Origin of the sequence: Qipengyuania sp. RANM35 (assembly GCF_041021145.2) — a bacterium.
In the GTDB taxonomy this organism is placed as follows: Bacteria; Pseudomonadota; Alphaproteobacteria; order Sphingomonadales; family Sphingomonadaceae; genus Qipengyuania; species Qipengyuania soli.
Window position 1 is genome coordinate 813,560 of the sequence record NZ_CM196433.1, and the last position, 20,012, is coordinate 833,571.

Sequence of the window (20,012 nt, forward strand, 5' to 3'; positions counted from 1 at the left end):
AGCCTTGCGACTCGTGCTTCATATTGTATACAAATCGAGTCGGTCAAGCGGCAGGAGAGAGGGATGTCCCGCGCATCGGATCGCGCCTACAACACCATTCGCGAGATGATCATGTCGGGTGAGCTCGCCCCCGGTGATGCCTTGGGCGAGGAAGCCCTGGCCGAGCGCTGCGGCGTTTCGCGCACACCGGTTCGTGATGCCTTGCGCCGGCTCGAGGCAGACATGCTCGTTGCCCGCACCGACACCCAGCGCAGCTTTGTCGCCGACTGGTCGCTCGACGATATCGCCGATGTTTTCGAACTGCGCGCAATGCTCGAAGGCCACGCCGCGCGTCGTGCTGCCGAGCGCATGGATGACGGCACGTTGAAGGCGCTGCGATCCTGCAATGCCGAGTTGAGGCAGGCGGTCACCACTTCTCCGCCGGACGTCGATCGCTTTCTCGAGCGCAATCGCGAATTTCACGCGCTGATCCTCGAGATGGCGGGGTCGCGCAAGCTCGTCTCGCTGCTGGCTTCGGTCATCGAACAGCCGGTCGTCTGGCGCACGGCGCATCATTATGGAGAGGAGGAGCTGCGCCGATCCTGCGGTGAACATGACGAATTGCTCGCGGCTTTCGCTCGCCGGGATGGGGCTTGGGCTGAAACGATCATGGCCGGTCACATCCGCCGTGCCTTCCATGCCTATGCTGATGCCCACCGTGGGCTGACGGCGATCGACTCCCCGGCGAGGAAGCGGACGGCATGACGGCAGAAATGTATACATCTGCCGTGGAAATGGTGGAGGTCAGTCCCCGCGACGGCCTGCAGAACGAGAAGCAACCCGTCTCGACTGCGGACAAGCTCGAGCTGATCGCGAGGGCCATTGCGTCCGGTTCGCGGCGCATCGAGGTCACCAGCTTCGTCAACCCGCGTGCCGTGCCCCAGATGGCCGACGCGGAGGCGGTGTGCGAAGGTTTGCCCGAGCGCGACGATGTGACCTACATCGGCCTCGTCATGAATCCTCGTGGTGCCGACCGCGCTATCGCCACCCGTCGCATAGACCAACTTGGGGCGGTTGCCGTTGCGACCGACCGCTTCGCCATGGCCAACCAGGGCCAGACCAGCGACGGTTCGGTCGAGGCATCGAAGCAGATCATCTCACTCGCACGCGCTGCCGGACTGACCGGGCAGGCAACCATCGCTGCAAGCTTTGGTTGCCCCTTTGAAGGCGAAGTGGCCGAGGACCGCGTGGTGGCGATGGCGGCTGCCATTGCCGAGGCGGATCCCTTCGAGATCGCGCTCGCCGACACGATCGGCGTGGGCAATCCGGCGCATGTCGCCAGCCTCGTGGCGAAGGTTCGCGCAGCTATTGGATCGATCCCCATACGCGTCCACTTTCACAACACACGAGGCACCGGCCTGGCCAATGTCTGGGCAGCGATCGGCGCGGGCGCAACGGTCGTCGATGCATCGATCGGTGGTCTCGGGGGCTGCCCCTTCGCTCCGGGAGCCGCCGGAAATGTCGCGACCGAGGACGTCGCCTACATGCTCGAACGTGCCGACATAGCGACCGGCCTCGACCTTGAAGCACTCATCGAAGCGAACCGCTGGCTTGCGGGCGTCATGGACAAGCAATTGCCAGCAATGGTGGGCAAGGCGGGCGGCTTCCCGCGCCCTGCGGAACACGAAGAAAAGGAAACGGCCTGATGCGTTACCGGCTTGGCGTCGATGTCGGCGGCACCTTCACGGACTTGCTGCTGTTCGACAATGAAACCGGCAATTTCTGGCGGCACAAGACGCCCTCGACCCCGCATGACAGTTCTGAGGGAATCCTCAACGGCGTGACTGCGATTACCGGCGAAGCGGGCGTCGATCCGGGCGAGATCGAGTTCTTCCTCCACGGAACGACGGTCGCGACCAATGCCGTGCTCGAAGGCAAGGGCGCGCGCGTCGGTCTGATCACGACCGAAGGCTATCGCGACATCATGCAGATCGCGCGCAGCTTCGTGCCCGGCGGGCTTGCTGCGTGGATTGTCTGGCCCAAGCCGCAACCGCTCGCAGCGCTCGAAGATACCGTCACTGTAAAGGGGCGCATGGATGCCGACGGCAAGGAGGTGCGCCCGCTCGACGAAGCGGAGGTGCGGGCCAAGCTGACGCAGCTGCGCGATGCCGGGGTCGAGGCGATCACCGTCAGCCTCATCAACGCCTATGTCGACGGTCGGCACGAGAAGCGCATTGGCGAGATCGCGCACGAGATCCTGCAGGATGTCCCGGTGTCGCTCAGCCACGAGGTCCTGCCCGAGATGCAGGAATACGAACGGACGCTCTCGACCGTCGCAAATGCCTCGGTCCGTCCGGTGGTGGGCAAGTACGTCTCGAACCTACGCACCAAGCTCCACGATGCGGGTGTGAAGGGCAAGCTCTCGCTGCTGCGCTCCGACGGCGGGTTGATGAGCAGCCAGAAGGCGGAAGAGCACCCGGTCAACATCCTCATGTCGGGTCCTGCGGGTGGCGTGACCGGCGCGCTGTGGGTCGCGAAGAACGCAGGGTTCAAGAATATCCTCACACTGGACGTTGGCGGCACCTCGACCGACGTTGCCCTGATCGAAAACCTCGAGCCACGCCGGGTGCGCACGACTGAAGTGGGCCACCTGTCGGTGCGCGCATCCTCGCTCGATGTGAAGACCGTCGGCGCGGGCGGCGGTTCGATCGCCTATGTCCCCGAACTGACCGGCGCGCTACGTGTCGGCCCGCAGTCGGCGGGCGCGGTGCCGGGGCCGGTCGCCTACGCCAAGGGTGGCGAGCAGCCGACCGTCACCGATGCCAATGTCGTGCTCGGCTACCTGCCCGAGGACCTCCTTGGCGGATCGTTCAAGCTCGACCGCGAGGGTGCGAAGAAGGCGGTTCAGACCATCGCCGATGCGCTCGGCATTCCGCTGATGGATGCGGCGCGCGGGATCATCGATATCGTAAACGAGAACATGTTCGGCGCGCTGCGCATGATCTCGGTCCAGCAGGGCTATGACCCGCGCCACTTCGCGCTGATGGGCTTCGGCGGGGCTGGGCCGCTCCACGTCAATGCCGTGGCCCGCCTGATGGGAAGCTGGCCCGCGATCTCGCCCGTATCGCCCGGCGTGCTCTGCGCTCTCGGCGATGCCACGACGCGGATGCGGACCGAAACGGCTCGCAGCTTCAGCCGTCTTGCAACCGAGACCGATGTCGAGGAGCTGGTTGCGATCCTCGACGAAATGGCAAAGCAAACCCGCGCCGAGCTGACCAATGACGGCATCCCCGAAAGCCAGGTGACGAGCGAGTTCGAGGTCGACGTGCGCTATGCCGGACAGGCCTTCGAGGTCCCGCTGACCATCGACCAGGCGACCCTGCGCGAGAAGGGCATTGCCGGCATCCTCGAGCGGTTCGACGACGAACACCGGCGCCTGTTCACCTTCAACATGGACACCCCGCACGAGATCGTGAACCTGCGTGCCGTCGCGCTGGGCGAGGCCCCGCAACTGCCCGCCGCCGAGCTCGAGAAAGGCAAAGGCGACCCCTCGGCCGCGAAGATTCGCGATCACGCACTGTGGATGGACGGTCGCGAGATGGCCGCGGTGATCTACGACCGATCACGATTGAAACAGGGGGATGTGATCCCTGGCCCTGCCATCGTCACCGAAATGGATTCGACGACGCTCATCGAAAATGGCTGCGTCGCCACGGTCGATGCGGTCGGCAACATCCTCATCAATCCCGCGAAGGAGGCCTGAGCCATGCCCGCACAGATCATCCAGCAGAACGCCAAGCCCTTCGACAAGATCGCCATCGACCCGGTCACGCTCGACATCATCGAGAACGCACTGCGCAATGCCCGTATCGAGATGGATGCGACGCTGGTGCGCACCGCCATGTCTCCCGGTATCCGCGAGCAGGGCGATGCCTTCCCGCTGATCGCCGACCCCGATGGCAAGATGATCGTCGGCCAGTTCGGCAGCTTCATCGACGGCTTCCTCAAGGGCTTCGACGGGACCATCGAGGACGGGGACATGATCTTCCTGTCCGACCCCTATTCCTGCGAGGGTGCGATCAGCCACTCAAACGACTGGCTGGTCCTGCTGCCGGTCTACAAGGACGGCCGCCTGCTCGCCTGGACTGCCATGTTCGGCCACCAGAGCGACATCGGCGGCAAGGTTGCAGGGTCCATGCCCATCGATGCCAAGTCGATCTTCGAGGAAGGCGTGCGCATTCCGCCGGTGAAGATCTGGAAGCAGGGCGTCTATAACGAAGACCTGATGAAGCTGGTGATGCACCAGACGCGCAAGCCCGACTGGTGCCAGGCCGATCTCAACGCGCTGATCGCCAGTTGCCGCGTTGCTGCCAATCGCGTGGTCGAGATGGCCAACCGCTTCGGCGACGACGTCTACGTCTCGGCGACGCAGGAACTCCTCGCCCGCAACCATCGCGCGATGAAGGCGCTGATCGGCATGGCCGTGGCGGAGGAGCCGGTCAGCTTCGAGGATTACATCTGCGACGATGGTCTCGGCTACGGACCCTACAAGATCCGCTGCACCATGTGGCGCGAGGGCGACAAGGTCATCCTCGATTTCGATGGTACCGATCCGCAGTCGGCAGCGTCGATCAACTTCTATCTCAACGAGAACATGTTCAAGATGTTCTTCGGCATCTACATGATCATGGTCTTCGACCCGCAGATCCTGTTCAACGACGGGTTCTACGATCTCATCGAGGTCCGCATTCCCGAAGGCTCGCTCCTCAAACCGAAATTCCCGGCAGCCCTGTCGGGTCGCACCCACGCCCTCGGGCGTATTTTCGACATCCTCGGCGGGCTATTGGGGCAGAAGACCCCGGAGTTCCTCAATGCCGCGGGTTTCAGCTCCTCACCGCACCTGTTCTATTCCGGGTGGGACAACCGTGAAGGCCGCGAAGGGGAGTGGTTCCAGCTGTTCCAGATCGGCTTCGGCGGCATTCCCGGCCGGCCACTGGGCGACGGTCCGGACGGGCACTCGCTGTGGCCTGGCTTCACCAACGTGCCGAACGAGTTCCTCGAGCGCTATTTCCCCATGCGGATCGAACGCTACGAGACCGAACCCGACAGCGGCGGGGCGGGGCTGCATCGCGGCGGTAACGGCATACACATGACCTACCGTGTCCTCGCTGACGGGCAGATCGGTATCCATGACGATCGCTGGTTCGTTCCGCCCTGGGGCGTGAATGATGGTCTGCCGGGCAAGCGCGCGCGAAAGATACTCGAACGCGCCGACGGCACCACCCAGATCCTCGGCAACAAGACCGACGACATTGCGGTCAGAGAAGGTGACCAGCTCCACTACATCACTTGGGGCGGGGGTGGCTGGGGCGATCCGCTGGAGCGTGATCCCGAACTGGTTGGCCTCGAAATCCGGCAGGGTCTCGTCACCCCCGATGGTGCACGCGACTACGGTGTGGTTGCCGATGCCCAAGGCAAGGTCGATGCCTCTGCGACCGAGACACTGCGCAGCCAGATGCGCGGAGCACGCAAGGGCAACAAGCTGTTCGACTACGGTCCCTCGATCGACGAGTTGCGCGCCAATTGCGAAGCGGAGACGGGCCTTCCCGCGCCGATCCAGCCGGTCTGGCGCAACGTCCCGCAAGCGGAGGCAGCCGAGTGACTTCGGCCTCAGTCGGATCCCTGGCGGGCTTGAGGGTGGTCGAACTCGGCCAGCTTCTGGCCGGGCCGTTCTGTGGTCAGCTGCTGGGCGACATGGGCGCCGACGTCATCAAGGTCGAGCCTCCGGGCAAGGGTGATCCGATGCGCGACTGGGGGCAGGGCGACGAGAAGGTCCAGTGGGAAGTCATCGCGCGCAACAAGCGCTCGGTCACCTGCAACCTGCGCGTGCCGGAGGGCCAAGCGCTGGCCAAGCAGCTGATCCTCACTGCCGATGTGCTGGTCGAGAATTTCAAGCCCGGGACGCTCGAGAAATGGGGACTGGGCCCAGATGTTCTGCTGGCGGAAAAGCCTTCGCTCATCATCGCGCGTATGTCGGGATACGGGCAGGACGGCCCCTATTCGGACCGTGCCGGTTTCGGCGGCATTGGTGAGGCGATGGGGGGCTGGCGCTATGTCGTCGGCGAACCGGACCGCCCACCGGCGCGCATGGGCATTTCCATCGGTGACACGCTGTGTGCGACATACGGAACCATGGGCATCCTTGCGGCCTTGCATCACCGTGAAAAGACCGGCGAGGGCCAGGTCATAGACACTGCGCTTTACGAGGCCGTGCTGCAGGTCATGGAAGGGCTGGTGCCGGAGTACGACTACAATGGCTTCATCCGCGAGCGTTCCGGCTCGATCCTCCCGGGCATCGCGCCGTCCAACGTCTACACCTGCAAGGATGGTCCGTTCATGATCGGTGCCAACAAGGACGAGATCTTCGCGCGCCTGGCCGAGGCGATGGGCCAGCCTGAACTGGCGAGCGATCCGCGCTATGCGACGCACCTCGCCCGCGGCCAGCACCAGACCGAACTGGACGATCTGGTCAACGCATGGACTTCGACTCTGACGATCGACGAGGTCGATGCGGCAATGATCAGCCATTCCATCCCTGCCGGGCGCGTCTATACCGCGAAGGACATGCTCGACGATCCGCATTTCCAGGCCCGTGAGGCGATTGTGGAGGTGGAGACGCAGACCCGTGGGCCAATCAAGATGCAGAACGCATTCCCGAAATTCTCGAAGACGCCCTCGGGCATTCGTCGCCCTGCTCCGGCCGTGCCCGGACAGGACAATGCCGTGGTCTATGGCGACCTTCTCGGCCTGGGCCCGAACGGCCTCGATGAGCTGAAGGCACAGGGCGTCATCTGATGGCGGATGACGGGCTTGCGGAAAGCTATGCGCAGGCCTTCGCGGGCAGACTGATGCCGGGCCAATCTCCGGCGTTGTTGCTGGTGGATATGGTCGAGGCCTACCTGCAGCCGGACAGTCCGCTTTATTGCGAGACGGCGCCTGCCGCGGTCGAGAGTGGCGCACGCTTGCTCGATGCGGCGCGCAAGGGTGGGCGCCCGATTGTGTTCACCAATGTCGAATACGAGCCCGGCGGGGCCGACGGTGGGCTGTTCTATCGCAAGGCCCCGGTCCTCGAGGTTTTCCAGCGCGGTTCGCCATTGGGCGCCTTCCCTGCTGCCTTGACACCGCGCGAGGGCGAGTGGGTTGTGACCAAGCAATACCCGTCGGCCTTTTTCGCGACCGGCCTTGCCGAACGGCTTCACGAGGCAGGCGTCGACACGCTTCTGATCGGCGGCTTTTCGACCTCGGGCTGCGTCCGTGCATCGGCACTGGACGCCTTGCAACATGGCTTCGTGCCGCTGGTCGTCACCGACACCTGTGCCGACCGCCATCCCGCGCCGCACGAGGCGAACCTTTTCGACCTGCAGGCGAAATACGCCGAGCTGGTCGACAGCGAATTCGGAGCCAGTCTCCTGGCCTGAGAGCTCGCTCAGCTGCCGGAGAAGTTGGTCTTGCGCTTCTGCAGGAAGGCCATGCCGCCTTCCACCGCGTCATTGGTGCCGCCCGCGATCCGCTGGGTATTTGCTTCCGCCGCAAGCGTCGAAGCGAAATCCAGCTGCAGGCCTTCACGAAGAGTGCGCTTCATCAGGCCGAGCGCGACAGTCGGACCACTGGCGAGTTTCTCGACGAGATCTTTCGCGGTCTGCTCCAGCGCGTCATCCTCGACGCATTTGTAGATGAGGCCGATCCGCTCGGCTTCCTCGCCGTGGATCTTTTCGCCGAGCATCATCATGCGGGTTGCCTGGGCCGTGCCGACCAGGCGCGGCAGGAGCCAGCTCGAACCGCCATCGGGGACCAGCCCGATATTGACGAAGGCCTGGAGGAAGTAGCCGCTCTTGCCGGCGACCACGAAGTCGGCGGCAAGGGCGATCGAACAGCCGACACCAGCCGCCGGTCCCTGGACCATGCTGACCACCGGGACCGGCAGGTTTGCCAGCGCCATGACCATCGGGTTGTAGTGGCGCGAGAGCGAGTGGAAGGCACCATCGCCGCCGCTCATCGTCCGCTCGCCGCGGGCCGCGAGGTCGGCGCCAGAACAAAAGGCGCGCCCTTCGCCACGGATCAGGACGGCGCGCGCATCGCCGAGCTCGCGGATGGCGTCGAAGATCTCGTCGGCCATCTGGGGAGGGCAGGCGTTGAGCCGCTCGGGGCGGTTGAGAGTGATCGTCAGCACCGACCCATTGCGTTCGGTCTTGATGGTCTCGAAATCACTCACTGCTCTCTCCCTTGCATGTCTCTCTGGTGAAGTTTCTTGGTCGGGTCCGTGCGGAATTGCAACTGTTCTCGGTCGGGTCAGGCCCGCTTCCAGATCGCCAGTTCGTCGGGGCCGTCGATGATCGATCCGGAAGTCCCGACAGGTTCGTGTTTTCCGTCCGTCAGGAACCCGATTGCCTCGGCGTCTTCTGTTGGCACACAGGCCAGTGTGCGATCGCCCTCGGGCGTCCTTGCCACGATCACGCCTCTCGTCGGCGATCCCTCACGATCATAGAACACGGTGTAGGTCTCGATGGTCGCCGGACCGCGATAGCCTTCGTCGAGGCGAGGGACAGGCCCGCGCCGCTGGTCGGCTTCTGCCTGGTAGTCAAAGTCCTGCGGGAACACGGTCGGCAGCGGTTCTCCCGCGAGCAGGATCGTGTGGTTGTGCGTGGCATAGCCACCGTTGGCGAAGAGCAGGCCCTTGTCCGCGGTGCCGCGAAGCTTTTCGACCATCGCCACGACTGCGTGGCTCATGTAGTTGCCGATTGGACCACCGCCGAAGGTCAGGCCGCCGAACACGGTCGAAGGGCGGTCGAGCGGCCATCCCAGCACGCGTCGCGCCATCTTCGGCACGCAGGGAAAGCAGCTGTACAGCTCAACTTGGGCGAGATCCTCGACCTTGACCCCGTTGAGCTCCATCGTCCGCTCGATCGAGGTCGCGAGGCTGGGAGAGGCGTCATAGCGGTCGCGATTGAGGAAATTGCCGCTTTCATGCGCCGCAACTCCATAACCGATATGGACCAGCCGGTCGTCGGGAATTCCGCGCCGACGCGCCTCGGCGAGACTGGTGAAGATGAAGCCTGCACCCTGGTTGACCGACGAATTTGCGACCTGAAGTTTCGTATACGGGAATGCGATCGGGCGGTTTGATTCGCTTGGTGTCACGACGTCATCGGCGGAAACAGGTTTGCGGATCCACGCGCCTTCGCTGTCCGCTGCAACTTCGCTCATCAACGACCAGATAGCGCCGCTTTCCGCCTGCCCTTCGGCCAATGTCTGGCCATAGGATGCGCGTCCCGCATTCTCGTAAAGCGGATAGACATCGGTCGGGACGACGAGGCCGTATCCCTGCGCGTAACCCTTGCGGACGCGGTGTGAGGCATCGCGAAGGGCATTGGGCTTGTCTGCTCCTTCAGCGCGCTTCATTGCGGCGAGCTGGCCGGCAGTTCGCAGTGCCTCGCCGCCGGTGATGGCGCAGATTTTCGCCTCGCCTGCGCCGATGCGATTAGCGGCTTCATGAAGTAGCAGGATCGGGCTGTCGCCATTGGGCATGGCGGTCTGCATGCAATGCGCGGGGGTGATCCCGAGTGCTTCGGCGACCTTGCCATCGACCGGGCTCAACTGAGGCCAGGCGAGTTGCGCAACCACGCTGAGGCTATCGCAATCGGCGAGCAATCCGCCGCCCGCGTCGGCATCGGCGCGTCGCAACGCCTCGGCCATCAGACCAACAGGATCGAGCCCGTCGCCCGGTTGCTGGGGCCGGTCGTTGACCTGTCCGACGCCGACGATGACGGGTACGCGTTCCGGATCGATATCAGCCATGCTCTCTCCCTGCCTGGTGCCACAGACCCTAATCGTCCGGTTGCGCTTCGCAACCGAAGTTTTGGCATCAGGAGATGAAGGAGAGGATGGCTGGGGTGGCAGGATTCGAACCTGCGCATGGCGGTACCAAAAACCGCTGCCTTACCGCTTGGCTACACCCCAGCAAGTGGGCGCTCCTATAGCGCCACTTGCCGGGATGTGAAGGGGGCTGATCAGAACTTCTTGCCTTCGAAATCTGCGGCCGAATGGCGTTCGAGAAGCTGCTCGTCCTCTTCGCCCCAAGCCTTGTTCACGATCCGCCCGCGGCGCACCCCGGGACGCTCGGCGATCTGCTTCACCCAGCGTTCGACATGGGTGTATTCATGGATCGACAGGAACTTGCGCGCCTCGCCATAGATGCCGCCTACGACGAATGGGGCGAGCCATGGCCACGTCGCCATATCTGCGATCGTGTAGTCCTTGCCGCCGAGATATTCGCTCTGGGCGAGACGCTTGTCGGCTACGTCGAAAAGGCGCTTGGTTTCCATGGCGTAGCGGTTGATCGGGTATTCGTACTTCTCCGGTGCGTAGGCATAGAAGTGCCCGAAGCCACCGCCGATGAACGGTGCGCTGCCGACTTGCCAGAAGAGCCAGCTCAGGACCTCGGCGCGCGTGTGATCGGTCGGGAGAAATGCCCCGAACTTCTCGGCGAGGTGCAGCAGAATAGCGCCGCTTTCGAAGACTCGAACCGGCTCGGGACCGCTCTTGTCGAGCATGGTGGGAATCTTGGAGTTCGGATTGAGGTCGACGAAGCCCGAGCCGAACTGGCTGCCGTCGGAGATATTGACCGTCCAGGCATCATATTCGGCATCCGAAAATCCCGCCTCGAGCAGTTCCTCGAACATGACGGTGGCCTTCACGCCATTGGGCGTCGCCAGCGAGTAGAGCTGGAAATCGTGCTCGCCGACCGGAAGTTCCTTCTCGGACCTTGCACCCGAAGTCGGGGCGTTGATTGCCGCAAAACGACCGCCGTTTTCGGCGTCGAAGGTCCAGACTTCGGGGGGAGTATAGGTTGGGTCGGCCAAGGGGTTTCTCCTTCTCACAGGCTCGAGTGGCTAGGTCACTCATCCGTTCGTCGCAAGGTGGGGAACCGTGACAGCGATCCCAATGTTCTTCACTTCGCCATGACGAAGCTGATCTATGTAGACGACGACCTTCCCGGAATCTCCCGCAAGCGCGCGGGCAAGGGCTGGGCGTACTACGATCCGCAAGGGAAGCTGATCGGCGATGCGGAGGAGAAGCGCCGGCTCAATGCGATCGCGCTTCCGCCGGCGTATGTGGACGCGTGGTTCTGCCCGGCACCCAACGGCCATATCCTAGCAACCGGCATCGATGCGAAGGGGCGCAAGCAATACCGCTATCACCCCGACTTTCGCGCCCAGCGGGAGAGCGAGAAGTTCGACAGCTGCATCGCCTTCGGCAATCTGCTGCCGCTCGTGCGCAAGCGGGTCGAAGCCGATCTCGCTGGACGCGAACTGACGTTTGAACGCGCGGTTGCAAGCGTGGTCCGCCTGCTCGATCTCGGTGCCATCCGTGTCGGGAATGAAGGCTATGCGCAGCAGAACAAGAGTTTCGGTGCAACGACCCTGCGGCGCCGCCATGCCGAGGTGACCGGCAAGACCCTCCGGCTCAAATACAAGGGCAAGTCTGGCCAGATGCGCGAAGTCGTGCTGTCGGATGGCAGCCTGGCGCGGGTGGTGCGCAAGATGCAGGACCTGCCAGGGCAGAACGTCTTCAAATATGTCGACGGCGACGGTGAGGTCCATTCGGTCGATTCCGGCGACGTGAACGCCTATCTTGAAGAGACCATGGGCCACCGCTTCACGGCGAAGAATTTCCGGACTTGGCATGCCAGCGTGATGGGTTTCGAATGCCTGCGAACGGGCGAAGGCAAGCTGCCGATGAAGGAACTGCTCGATTGTGTCGCGGGCAAGCTGGGCAATACGCCTGCAGTGACCCGCAAGAGCTACATCCATCCTGCCGTCATCGACCTCGTTGATCGTCAGGAAGAATGGCGCGCGGATCTTGATCTTCCCAGAGCGACCAAGTGGCTGACACGAGAGGAGCGCGGTCTTCTCGACCTTCTGGAGCAAGCACCGAGCGCAATCGAGCTTCTGGCAGCCTGATTTGCCATTGCCCAAAGTATCCGAAAAGGATACTCACGTGTCATGCACCGCGCCGGAGCAAAGATACGCGCATTCCGTGAGGCGCTCGATCCGCCTCTGACGGCGGAAGAATTCGGCATTCGCTACGGCGAGCCGGAGCCTTGGCCGAGCCGCACGGTGTATGGCTGGGAGGCAAAGGGCAAGATCGCCCGTGCAGCCGTCCAGCGTCGTCTCTCCGATCTTGGCATTTGCGAACCTGGCGACTGGCTGGCCCCGGCGCCGATACCCACCTCCACCGCGAAAGATCCCCGCTCCATGGCCGAAGCCGCCACACATCGCTTTTACGATCTGCACACGCACGGGTTCGTTCGGGTGGCCACTGCCACCCCGCGAGTGCGGACAGCGGACGTCGCCCATAATGCCGAGGGTATCATCGAGCAGGCACGAACCGCGGCCGATCGCGGTGTCGACCTGCTGCTTTATCCGGAACTGGCGCTGTCTTCCTACGCACTCGACGACCTGCACTTGCAGACAGCGCTACTCGACATGGTCGACATGCAACTGACCCGGATCGCGCGGGAAACATGCGAACTGGCACCGGTCCTGGTTTTCGGAGCGCCGCTGCGCCGCAACGGGCGCATCTACAATTGCGCGATCGTGATGGCGCGCGGCGATGTGCTTGGCGTCGTGCCGAAGAGCTTCCTGCCGAATTACCGCGAATATTACGAGAAGCGCTGGTTCGCCCATGGTCGCGAATGCATCGGGCTGACCATCGATGCCGGCGGTGCCGAGGTTCCGTTCGGCACCGATATCGTCTTTGCCGCGCAGGACATGCCGGGCTTCGCCTTCGGTATCGAGATTTGCGAGGACTTCTGGTCCCCCAATCCCCCGGGAACGCTGGCAGCACTGGCCGGGGCAACGATCCTGCTCAATCCGTCTGCATCGAACATCACCATCGGCAAGTCGGACGAACGCCACCTTCTCAGCCGTGCCAGTTCGAGCCGCGCGGTCTGCGCCTACGCCTATTCAGCCAGCGGGCACGGCGAGAGCACGACCGACCTCGCCTGGGACGGGCAGGGGATGATCTACGAATTGGGTGACCTGCTGGTCGAAAGCGCCCGCTTCGATCTCGAGCCTGAATTGTGCGTGGTCGATGTCGACACGCAGCGCATCCTCGCCGAGCGGTTGCGCATGGGGACCTTCAACGACGCGGCCGAGGCTGCAGGTCGGCCGGAGGACTGGTTCCGCCGCGTCGAGTTTGCCCATGGCGCTTCAGGCGAAGACAGGGGCCTGGTACGTCCCATCCGCCGCTTTCCCTTCGTGCCCAATCGCGCAAACAAGCTGGACGAGGATTGCTACGAAGCGTTCAACATCCAGGTGGACGCACTCATGCGGCGGATCGAGTCGACGAAGGCGAAGTCGCTGGTCATCGGCATTTCGGGCGGGCTCGACAGCACGCATGCCTTGCTCGTCTGCGCCAAGGCCTGCGACAGGCTGGGTCGTCCGCGCACTGACATCCGCGGCTACACCATGCCCGGCTTCGCGACCTCGGAAGGAACGAAATCAAACGCCTGGAAGCTGATGAAGGCGTTCGGCATCACGGCCGAGGAAATCGACATCAAGCCCGCCGCGAGACAGATGCTTGAGGACATCGAGCACCCATTCTCCGACGGCGAACCGGTCTATGACACGACGTTCGAGAACGTGCAGGCCGGGCTGCGCACAGACTACCTTTTCCGGCTGTCGGGCCATCATGGCGGTTTCGTTATCGGGACCGGTGACTTGAGCGAGCTGGCGCTTGGATGGTGCACATACGGTGTTGGCGACCAGATGAGCCATTACGGCGTCAATGCCGGCGTGCCCAAGACACTGATCCAGTACCTCATCCGCTGGACCATTGCGACGGGCCAGTTCGACGAGGGGGTCGATGCCGTACTGGCCGACATTCTCGACACCGAGATCAGCCCCGAGCTCGTCCCCGCCGATGCCAGCGGAAAAATCCAGAGCACTGAATCGATCATCGGTCCCTATGAGCTCAACGACTTCTTCCTCCACCACATCATCCGCTGGGGACAGAAGCCGAGCCATGTCGCCTTCCTTGCCTGGCATGCCTGGAAGGACGCGAAGTCGGGTCTCTGGCCCATTGATTTTCCCGAAGGTGCGAAGAACGAATACGACCTTTCGACAATCGCGAACTGGCTCGAGAATTTCCTCAAGCGCTTCTTCGGGTTCAGCCAGTTCAAGCGCAGTGCTTTGCCCAACGGTCCGAAAGTGTCCGCTGGCGGGGCGCTAAGCCCCAGGGGCGACTGGCGCGCACCTAGCGATGCCGTGGCCGATGTCTGGCTGGCAGAGCTCGCTGCTTCCCTACCTCCCGAAGGCAAAGCATGACCGCGCGTGCCATCGCTGTGATGATGCTCTGCAACATCGTCTGGGCACTCAATGTTGTCGTCAGCAAGGTCGCGGTGGATGACCTCGCGGTTCCGCCGCTGTTCTATGCCGTGCTGCGCTCGCTTATCGTAGCGATCGCACTCGCTCCCCTACTCTGGCCGTTGCCGGAAAAGCTCTGGAAGGTGCTCCTTGTTGGCCTTGCGATCGGTGGCGGTTCTTTCGCGTTGTTCTTCATGGGCCTCAAGACCGCCAGCCCTTCGGCGTCAGGTGTGGTCAGCCTTACCGGCGCGCCGATGACCGTCTTGTTTGCGATCATCTTTTTGGGGGAAAGGATCCGCTGGAAGCGCGGTTTAGGCATCGGCCTCTCCTTCGGCGGGGTGTTCTTCGCCATGACCGGATCGAGCCAGATGGAGGCGAGCAGTGGCCTGCTGCTGGTATTCGTGTCCGCCGTGATCGGCGCGCTCGGCGCAGTCTTCGTCAAGAAGCTCAATATTTCGTCGATCCGTCTCCAGGCATGGGCCGCGGTCGCATCGATCGCAGTGCTGGGGCCACTTTCGATGCTGTTCGAGCACGACCTGATGGCACCGGTCATTGCTGCGCCTTGGGAGGTAGCGGCATGCCTGTTCTTCGCTGCGGTCATCGTGTCGATCGGCGCGCACACCGCCTATTTCCAGATGCTCCAGCGTTACGACACGAACGTCATCGTGCCCCTGACGCTGTTCACGCCGATCCTGACTATCGCATTTGGTGCCTGGCTGACGGGTGACACCATCGGTGGCCGCCTGATTGTCGGCGGTGCCATCGCCCTGGTCGGCGTCGCGATCATCGTCGTCCGCCCGAGCGAGACCTTTACGCGGCGTTTCCTGGTGAAACTGCGGCTCTGATCAGCCGATCGGCATGACCCAGCCATGCGTGTCGGCAATGGTGCCGCGCTGGATGCCGACGAGCTTCTCGCGGATCTTGCTGGTGAGTTGGCCGGGTCCGCCACTGCCGATGGTGAACTCGCCGTCCTCGCCCGCGACCTTGCCGACCGGTGTCACGACTGCTGCGGTGCCACAGGCCATGGTTTCGAGCAGGTGCCCGCATTGGGCATCGGCGCGCCACTGGTCGATGGAGTAGGGTTCCTCACTGACGTTGAGCCCCTCCTCGCGCAGCAGCTGGATGAGGCTGGCACGGGTGATGCCCGGCAGGATCGTGCCGGTCAGCGGCGGAGTTATCACGCGGCCGTCATCGAAAACGAAGAACAGGTTCATGCCGCCAAGTTCCTCGACCCATTTGTGCTCGACCGCATCGAGGAACAGCACCTGGTCGTGGCCACGGGCAAAGGCTTCGCGTGTCGGGACGAGGCTGGCGGCATAGTTGCCGCCGCACTTGGCCGCACCGGTGCCGCCGGGGGCAGCGCGGGTATAGCTCGAAATCCAGATGCTGACGGCCGGGGCACCGGACTTGAAATAGTTTCCGGCAGGCCCCGCGATCACCATGAACTTGTAGCGTTTTGCCGGGCGGACACCGAGGAAGGCCTCCGTCGCGATCATGAAGGGGCGCAGGTAGAGCGACGAGCCCTCCGCACCAGGGACCCATTTGCCGTCCACGGCTATGAGCTGGCGGATAGCCTCGACGAAGAGCTCTTCCGGCACATGTGGCATGGCAAGGCGATCTGCGGAGGCATTGAGCCGACGCGCGTTCTCTTCAGGACGGAAAAGGGCAATCGTGCCGTCCTCGTGGCGGTAAGCCTTGAGACCTTCGAAGATCTCCTGGGCATAGTGCAGGACGGCTGCAGCCGGATCGAGCATGATCGGTGCGCGCGGTTCGACCTTCGCATCGTGCCAACCTTGGCCTTCGGTGTACTCGATCGTCACCATGTGATCGGTGAAATGCGTGCCGAAGCCGGGATTGGCGAGGATCGCCTCGCGATCGGTGTCGGAGGTGGGGGCGGGGTGCGGGATGTGCTCGAACTGCATAGGGCGCGGGTAATCCGGGCACGCGCCTTGCGCAAGGCAGGCAAACTATATCGCCCAAAATGAGAAGGGCAGCGCCACCCTTGGGTGTGCTGCCCTTCGCATGGTCAGCGGCGGGAAGTGCCGCTCACGAAGTCTCTATCCGGTATCTGCTTACCGATAGTACCTCGCGCGGAAACTTGCCGACCTCTCTGCTGAACCATGAGACATCGGATCACCTCCTTTCGCGCTTGTGAGCTAGAAGCCCCTTTCCAAGGACCCCAAGACCGCGTTTCGCCGCTGATCTTGAGTACCAATTTGTTGCGCGAACGGGATGAAAACAAGGCTTGAAAAAAAGTTTTCCCACGTCAGAATTGTTAGATGTGGCCCGGCAGATTTGCGCGGGCCTTTTTCTTGCCTAGCGACAGTCCTCGATGACCCGCGTCACTTCCGCCCAGTTCGGCAGGTAAAGCGCGCTAGTCCCCGGCATCTCCACGGCAAATCGTCCACGGGTCAGGGCCATCGCGTCGAGCAGCGGGTCGCTGGCAGACAGATTCGCGCTGACGCTGTTTGAACCGCTCTGGACAGCCAGCGTGCGGTCTACTGTCTCGGTCCTGATGATCATGGCTGTGGAAGAATCGCTTCCCGATGCGCGCGTGAGAATCACGCTACGGGCCTGGCGGTTGCATTCGATAGAGAAACGGGTGCCTTGTTGCGGCTCGCCGAACAGGGCGATCGATCCGGTATTGGTCGCGCGATAGGTCCACGATCCCGAGGTTTGCGGTGCGTCGATCCAGTTGTCGAACGTCGGAGCCGCAGGGGACGGAGCGGGCGTAGGCGCCGGGGCGGTAGCTGCCGGAGTGGGCGTCGGGGCAGGCGTCGAGTCCGGTGCCGGCACGCAGGCGGCGATGGCGAATGTCAGCGCAAGTGCGCCTGCGGCATTGGCATAGATCGGTTTCATATGTCCTCAATGCCCGCTAGGCGCTTTATTTCCAATGGCCCAAAAACGATGAGCAAGAAGATGCGCCTCGACCAGATGCTGGTGGACCGCGGGCTCGTGGAGAGCCGCACGCGGGCGCAGGCGCTGGTCATGGCGGGCCTGGTATTCAGTGGCGAGACCAAGCTGTCGAAGCCCGGCCAGCAGCTGGCGGAGGACGCACCGCTCGACGTTCGTGGACGTGACCATCCGTGGGTTAGCAGGGGCGGGATCAAGCTGGCGCACGCGATCGAACATTTCGCCCTCGACCCCCAGGGCGCAATTGCGATGGATATCGGCAGTTCGACCGGCGGGTTTACCGACGTCCTGTTGCAAGGGGGGGGGGAACACGTCTTTGCGGTCGACAGCGGCACGAACCAGCTGGCGTGGAAGCTGCGGCAGGACCCGCGCGTCACTGTGCTGGAACAGACGAGCGCTCGTATCCTGACGCCGGAAATGATCGACCGCCCGTGCAACTGGGTGGTCTGCGATGCGAGCTTCATCGGCCTTGCCAAGGTTCTCGACAGGCCGCTCGAACTGGCCGCCTCCAAATGCCGCCTCGTCGCGCTGATAAAGCCGCAGTTTGAGGTCGGGCGCGACGAGGTCGGCAAGAAGGGCGTCGTCAGCGATCCTGCACTACACGCGCGTGTCTGCGACGAAGTCCGCGAATGGGTCGAAGGCCTCGGCTTCCAAGTGCAGGGCATTGTCGAAAGTCCGATCAAGGGACCGGAAGGCAACATCGAATTCCTGATTTCCGCGACTCGCGATTGACGCTGCGGCACTTCGCGCTCTAGGCGCTCGGGCAATCGCATTCACGGAGAGAGCATGAGCGCGAACATCGCCGAAATGGAACGCCGCCGCGCCGCCGCCAACCAGCCGATGGTTCTCGCGGGCGTGCTCGACATCAACTCTTCCAAGAAGGCCGCGCGCTTCGTGCGTTTCTGCGACGCCTTTGAAATCCCGATCCTGACCTTTGTCGATGTGCCCGGCTTCCTCCCTGGCACGGCGCAGGAGCACAACGGCATCATCAAGCATGGCGCGAAACTGCTCTTCGCTTATGCCGAGGCGACCGTGCCCAAGATCACCGTGATTACCCGCAAGGCCTATGGCGGTGCATACGACGTGATGGCCTCCAAGCACCTGCGCGGGGACCTCAATTACGCCTGGCCGACCGCCGAAATCGCCGTGATGGGCGCAAAAGGCGCGGTGGAGATCATCTTCCGCCAGGAGAAGGATGATCCCGACCAGATCGCAGCCCGGACAAAGGAATACGAAGACCGCTTCGCCAACCCCTTCGTCGCAGCGCAGCGCGGCTATATCGACGAGGTGATCTACCCGCACTCCACACGGCGGCGGATTGCTCTGGGGCTACGCAAGCTGCGGACGAAGCAGCTCGAGAACCCTTGGAAAAAGCACGACAATATTCCGCTGTGAGCTGGATGCTGCTTCTGCTCGGTCTTGTCGCCGTTCCAGTCTTTACCTTTCAACTGGTGAATGGGATCAGATCGGGCTCTATTAGGGGGACTAGTTTTCTTGTTGAGCGCGACGAAAACCCTATAGTTTTCAAGATGGCAGTTGTTCTCAATGGCCTCTTTGTTCTGGTGGCCTTTTGGTTTGTGTACGAAGGAATCATGAGGATAGTGCAATGAAACTTGGCCGTCTCAACCACATTGGCGTCGCCACGCCCTCGATCGAGGAATCGATCCGCTATTACCGCGATGTCATGGGCGCGACCTCGTTTCACAAACCTTTCGATCTCGAGGCGCAGGGGGTGAAGGTTTGCTTTGTCGATACGCCCGGCCAAAATGGGACCTACGGCACGCAGATCGAGCTGATCGAGCCGCTCGGCCCCGACAGCCCCATCAACAATTTTCTCGAGAAGAACCCGTCCGGCGGACAGCACCACCTGTGCTACGAGGTCGAGGATATCGAGGAAGCACGCAGCTGGTTCGAAGGCCTGGGCAAGCGCATACTCGGCCCCACCCGCATCGGCGCGCACGGCACGCCGATCTTCTTCCTCCACCCCAAGGACATGATGGGCCAGCTGACCGAGATCATGGAAACGCCCAAGGACAACGCGCACTGGTCGAACTGACCGGCGCGGGAGAGAGAAAGACATTGCTGTTCTACGATAGCCCGAACCCCGCGCCCAATCCGCGCCGTGTCCGCATCTTCGCGGCGGAGAAGGGCATCGACCTGCCTTCGCAGGAAGTCTCGATCCCCAAGCGCGAACAGAAGTCGGCCGAATTCGTCGCCAAGAACCCGCGCGGGCAGACGCCGATCCTCGAACTCGATGATGGGACCGTGATTGCCGAGAGCGTGGCGATCATGCGCTATCTCGAGGCCCTGCACCCCGAACCGCCGCTGTTCGGCACAACCCCGACCGAGATCGCCGCAATCGAGATGTGGTGCCGCCGCGCGGAAATGATCGCGATGGCGCCCGTGGGACAGGTCTGGGTTCACACGCATCCCTTCACCGCCGCCATTCCCGGTCGCAACCAGGAGTGGGGCGAGACCAACCTGCCGCGCGTCGCCGATGCCTTCCGCTTCTTCGACCAGTCGCTGGCGGGCCGCGACTTCATCGCCGGTGACGACTACACTGCTGCCGACATCCTGCTGCTGACCACAGTCGACTTCGCCTCATTCGTCGGCTGCGGAATGCCCGAGGATTGCGAAAACCTGCGAGACTGGCACGATCGCGTGTCCGCCCGCCCGAGTGCCAAGGCCTGAGTG

17 protein-coding genes, 1 tRNA gene and 1 pseudogene are annotated in these 20,012 nt (G+C 63.0%); 13 read left to right on the forward strand and 6 right to left on the reverse strand.

Translation table 11 applies throughout. The annotated features are described in order from the left end of the window. Positions 1–63: 63 nt before the first annotated feature. From RAM60_RS04120 to RAM60_RS04145, 6 genes are read left to right on the forward strand one after another with little or no spacing between them, the layout of a single operon-like run. On the forward strand, positions 64–744 hold the full coding sequence (locus RAM60_RS04120) for a GntR family transcriptional regulator (protein WP_369025452.1): 681 nt from the start codon (positions 64–66) through the stop codon (positions 742–744). After that, a complete protein-coding gene (locus RAM60_RS04125) occupies positions 741–1,685 on the forward strand; it encodes a hydroxymethylglutaryl-CoA lyase (RefSeq protein ID WP_369025451.1) in 945 nt (314 codons plus the stop codon). Before RAM60_RS04120 ends, RAM60_RS04125 begins: the two co-directional genes overlap by 4 nt. Further along, positions 1,685–3,742, forward strand: a complete 2,058-nt coding sequence (locus tag RAM60_RS04130; RefSeq protein WP_369025450.1) for a hydantoinase/oxoprolinase family protein — start codon at positions 1,685–1,687, stop codon at positions 3,740–3,742. Before RAM60_RS04125 ends, RAM60_RS04130 begins: the two co-directional genes overlap by 1 nt. A gap of 3 nt (positions 3,743–3,745) precedes the next feature. Beyond that, a complete protein-coding gene (locus RAM60_RS04135; RefSeq protein ID WP_369025449.1) occupies positions 3,746–5,641 on the forward strand; it encodes a hydantoinase B/oxoprolinase family protein in 1,896 nt (631 codons plus the stop codon). Next, positions 5,638–6,834: a CaiB/BaiF CoA transferase family protein gene (locus RAM60_RS04140; protein WP_369025448.1), complete on the forward strand. Its 1,197-nt coding sequence runs from the start codon at positions 5,638–5,640 to the stop codon at positions 6,832–6,834. The genes RAM60_RS04135 and RAM60_RS04140 overlap by 4 nt, the downstream gene beginning before the upstream one ends. Next, on the forward strand, positions 6,834–7,457 hold the full coding sequence (locus RAM60_RS04145; protein WP_369025447.1) for an isochorismatase family protein: 624 nt from the start codon (positions 6,834–6,836) through the stop codon (positions 7,455–7,457). The genes RAM60_RS04140 and RAM60_RS04145 overlap by 1 nt, the downstream gene beginning before the upstream one ends. A gap of 8 nt (positions 7,458–7,465) precedes the next feature. Here the strand turns inward: RAM60_RS04145 and RAM60_RS04150 are convergent, their stop codons facing one another. From RAM60_RS04150 to yghU, 4 genes are all read right to left on the reverse strand, one after another. Beyond that, the gene (locus tag RAM60_RS04150; protein WP_369025446.1) at positions 7,466–8,251 is read right to left on the reverse strand and encodes an enoyl-CoA hydratase-related protein; all 786 of its coding nucleotides are present in this window, start codon (positions 8,249–8,251) and stop codon (positions 7,466–7,468) included. Positions 8,252–8,328: 77 nt separating this feature from the next. Further along, positions 8,329–9,834, reverse strand: a complete 1,506-nt coding sequence (locus tag RAM60_RS04155) for an acetyl-CoA acetyltransferase (RefSeq protein ID WP_369025445.1) — start codon at positions 9,832–9,834, stop codon at positions 8,329–8,331. An 87-nt stretch (positions 9,835–9,921) separates the two neighbouring features. Continuing rightward, positions 9,922–9,996 (reverse strand) — tRNA-Gln (locus RAM60_RS04160). Positions 9,997–10,046: 50 nt separating this feature from the next. Then, the gene (gene yghU, locus RAM60_RS04165) at positions 10,047–10,898 is read right to left on the reverse strand and encodes a glutathione-dependent disulfide-bond oxidoreductase (protein WP_369025444.1); all 852 of its coding nucleotides are present in this window, start codon (positions 10,896–10,898) and stop codon (positions 10,047–10,049) included. 99 nt (positions 10,899–10,997) lie between these two features. On the opposite strand from yghU, the gene RAM60_RS04170 reads away from it, so the two are divergent. From RAM60_RS04170 to RAM60_RS04180, 3 genes are all read left to right on the forward strand, one after another. Then, positions 10,998–11,999, forward strand: coding sequence for a DNA topoisomerase IB (locus RAM60_RS04170; protein WP_369026141.1), 1,002 nt, complete (start codon positions 10,998–11,000; stop codon positions 11,997–11,999). Positions 12,000–12,293: 294 nt separating this feature from the next. Then, complete coding sequence (locus RAM60_RS04175) at positions 12,294–14,366, forward strand: NAD(+) synthase (protein ID WP_369026140.1); 2,073 nt, start codon at positions 12,294–12,296, stop codon at positions 14,364–14,366. Then, positions 14,363–15,250, forward strand: coding sequence for a DMT family transporter (locus RAM60_RS04180; protein ID WP_369025443.1), 888 nt, complete (start codon positions 14,363–14,365; stop codon positions 15,248–15,250). The genes RAM60_RS04175 and RAM60_RS04180 overlap by 4 nt, the downstream gene beginning before the upstream one ends. Here RAM60_RS04180 and RAM60_RS04185 read toward each other — a convergent pair whose 3' ends face one another. Beyond that, positions 15,251–16,327: a branched-chain amino acid aminotransferase gene (locus RAM60_RS04185; protein ID WP_369025442.1), complete on the reverse strand. Its 1,077-nt coding sequence runs from the start codon at positions 16,325–16,327 to the stop codon at positions 15,251–15,253. A gap of 394 nt (positions 16,328–16,721) precedes the next feature. Then, positions 16,722–17,264 carry a hypothetical protein gene (locus tag RAM60_RS04190; RefSeq protein ID WP_369025441.1) on the reverse strand — a complete coding sequence of 181 codons (543 nt, stop codon included), beginning with the start codon at positions 17,262–17,264 and terminating at the stop codon, positions 16,722–16,724. Between the two features lie 48 nt (positions 17,265–17,312). On the opposite strand from RAM60_RS04190, the gene RAM60_RS04195 reads away from it, so the two are divergent. The 4 genes and pseudogenes from RAM60_RS04195 to RAM60_RS04210 all read left to right on the forward strand — a co-directional run bounded on the left by RAM60_RS04195 (position 17,313) and on the right by RAM60_RS04210 (position 20,009). Continuing rightward, positions 17,313–18,050: a TlyA family RNA methyltransferase gene (locus RAM60_RS04195; protein ID WP_510640223.1), complete on the forward strand. Its 738-nt coding sequence runs from the start codon at positions 17,313–17,315 to the stop codon at positions 18,048–18,050. Positions 18,051–18,143: 93 nt separating this feature from the next. Continuing rightward, positions 18,144–18,713 (forward strand): annotated as a pseudogene (locus RAM60_RS04200) (carboxyl transferase domain-containing protein); the annotation flags it as partial. Positions 18,714–18,924: 211 nt separating this feature from the next. Continuing rightward, positions 18,925–19,374, forward strand: coding sequence for a methylmalonyl-CoA epimerase (gene mce / locus RAM60_RS04205; protein ID WP_200983481.1), 450 nt, complete (start codon positions 18,925–18,927; stop codon positions 19,372–19,374). Positions 19,375–19,397: 23 nt separating this feature from the next. Next, positions 19,398–20,009 (forward strand): glutathione S-transferase family protein, encoded by a 612-nt coding sequence (locus RAM60_RS04210; RefSeq protein ID WP_369025440.1) that lies wholly within the window; start codon positions 19,398–19,400, stop codon positions 20,007–20,009. Positions 20,010–20,012 lie beyond the last annotated feature (3 nt).

Coding starts and splice junctions, on each gene's coding strand:
- RAM60_RS04185 (WP_369025442.1), bottom strand. CDS start 16,327: ATGCAGTTCGAGCACATCCCGCACCCCGCCCCCACCTCCGACACCGAT.
- RAM60_RS04130 (WP_369025450.1), top strand. CDS start 1,685: ATGCGTTACCGGCTTGGCGTCGATGTCGGCGGCACCTTCACGGACTTG.
- RAM60_RS04195 (WP_510640223.1), top strand. CDS start 17,313: ATGAGCAAGAAGATGCGCCTCGACCAGATGCTGGTGGACCGCGGGCTC.
- RAM60_RS04120 (WP_369025452.1), top strand. CDS start 64: ATGTCCCGCGCATCGGATCGCGCCTACAACACCATTCGCGAGATGATC.
- RAM60_RS04180 (WP_369025443.1), top strand. CDS start 14,363: ATGACCGCGCGTGCCATCGCTGTGATGATGCTCTGCAACATCGTCTGG.
- RAM60_RS04125 (WP_369025451.1), top strand. CDS start 741: ATGACGGCAGAAATGTATACATCTGCCGTGGAAATGGTGGAGGTCAGT.
- mce (WP_200983481.1), top strand. CDS start 18,925: ATGAAACTTGGCCGTCTCAACCACATTGGCGTCGCCACGCCCTCGATC.
- RAM60_RS04190 (WP_369025441.1), bottom strand. CDS start 17,264: ATGAAACCGATCTATGCCAATGCCGCAGGCGCACTTGCGCTGACATTC.
- RAM60_RS04155 (WP_369025445.1), bottom strand. CDS start 9,834: ATGGCTGATATCGATCCGGAACGCGTACCCGTCATCGTCGGCGTCGGA.
- RAM60_RS04175 (WP_369026140.1), top strand. CDS start 12,294: ATGGCCGAAGCCGCCACACATCGCTTTTACGATCTGCACACGCACGGG.
- RAM60_RS04170 (WP_369026141.1), top strand. CDS start 10,998: ATGACGAAGCTGATCTATGTAGACGACGACCTTCCCGGAATCTCCCGC.
- RAM60_RS04145 (WP_369025447.1), top strand. CDS start 6,834: ATGGCGGATGACGGGCTTGCGGAAAGCTATGCGCAGGCCTTCGCGGGC.
- RAM60_RS04135 (WP_369025449.1), top strand. CDS start 3,746: ATGCCCGCACAGATCATCCAGCAGAACGCCAAGCCCTTCGACAAGATC.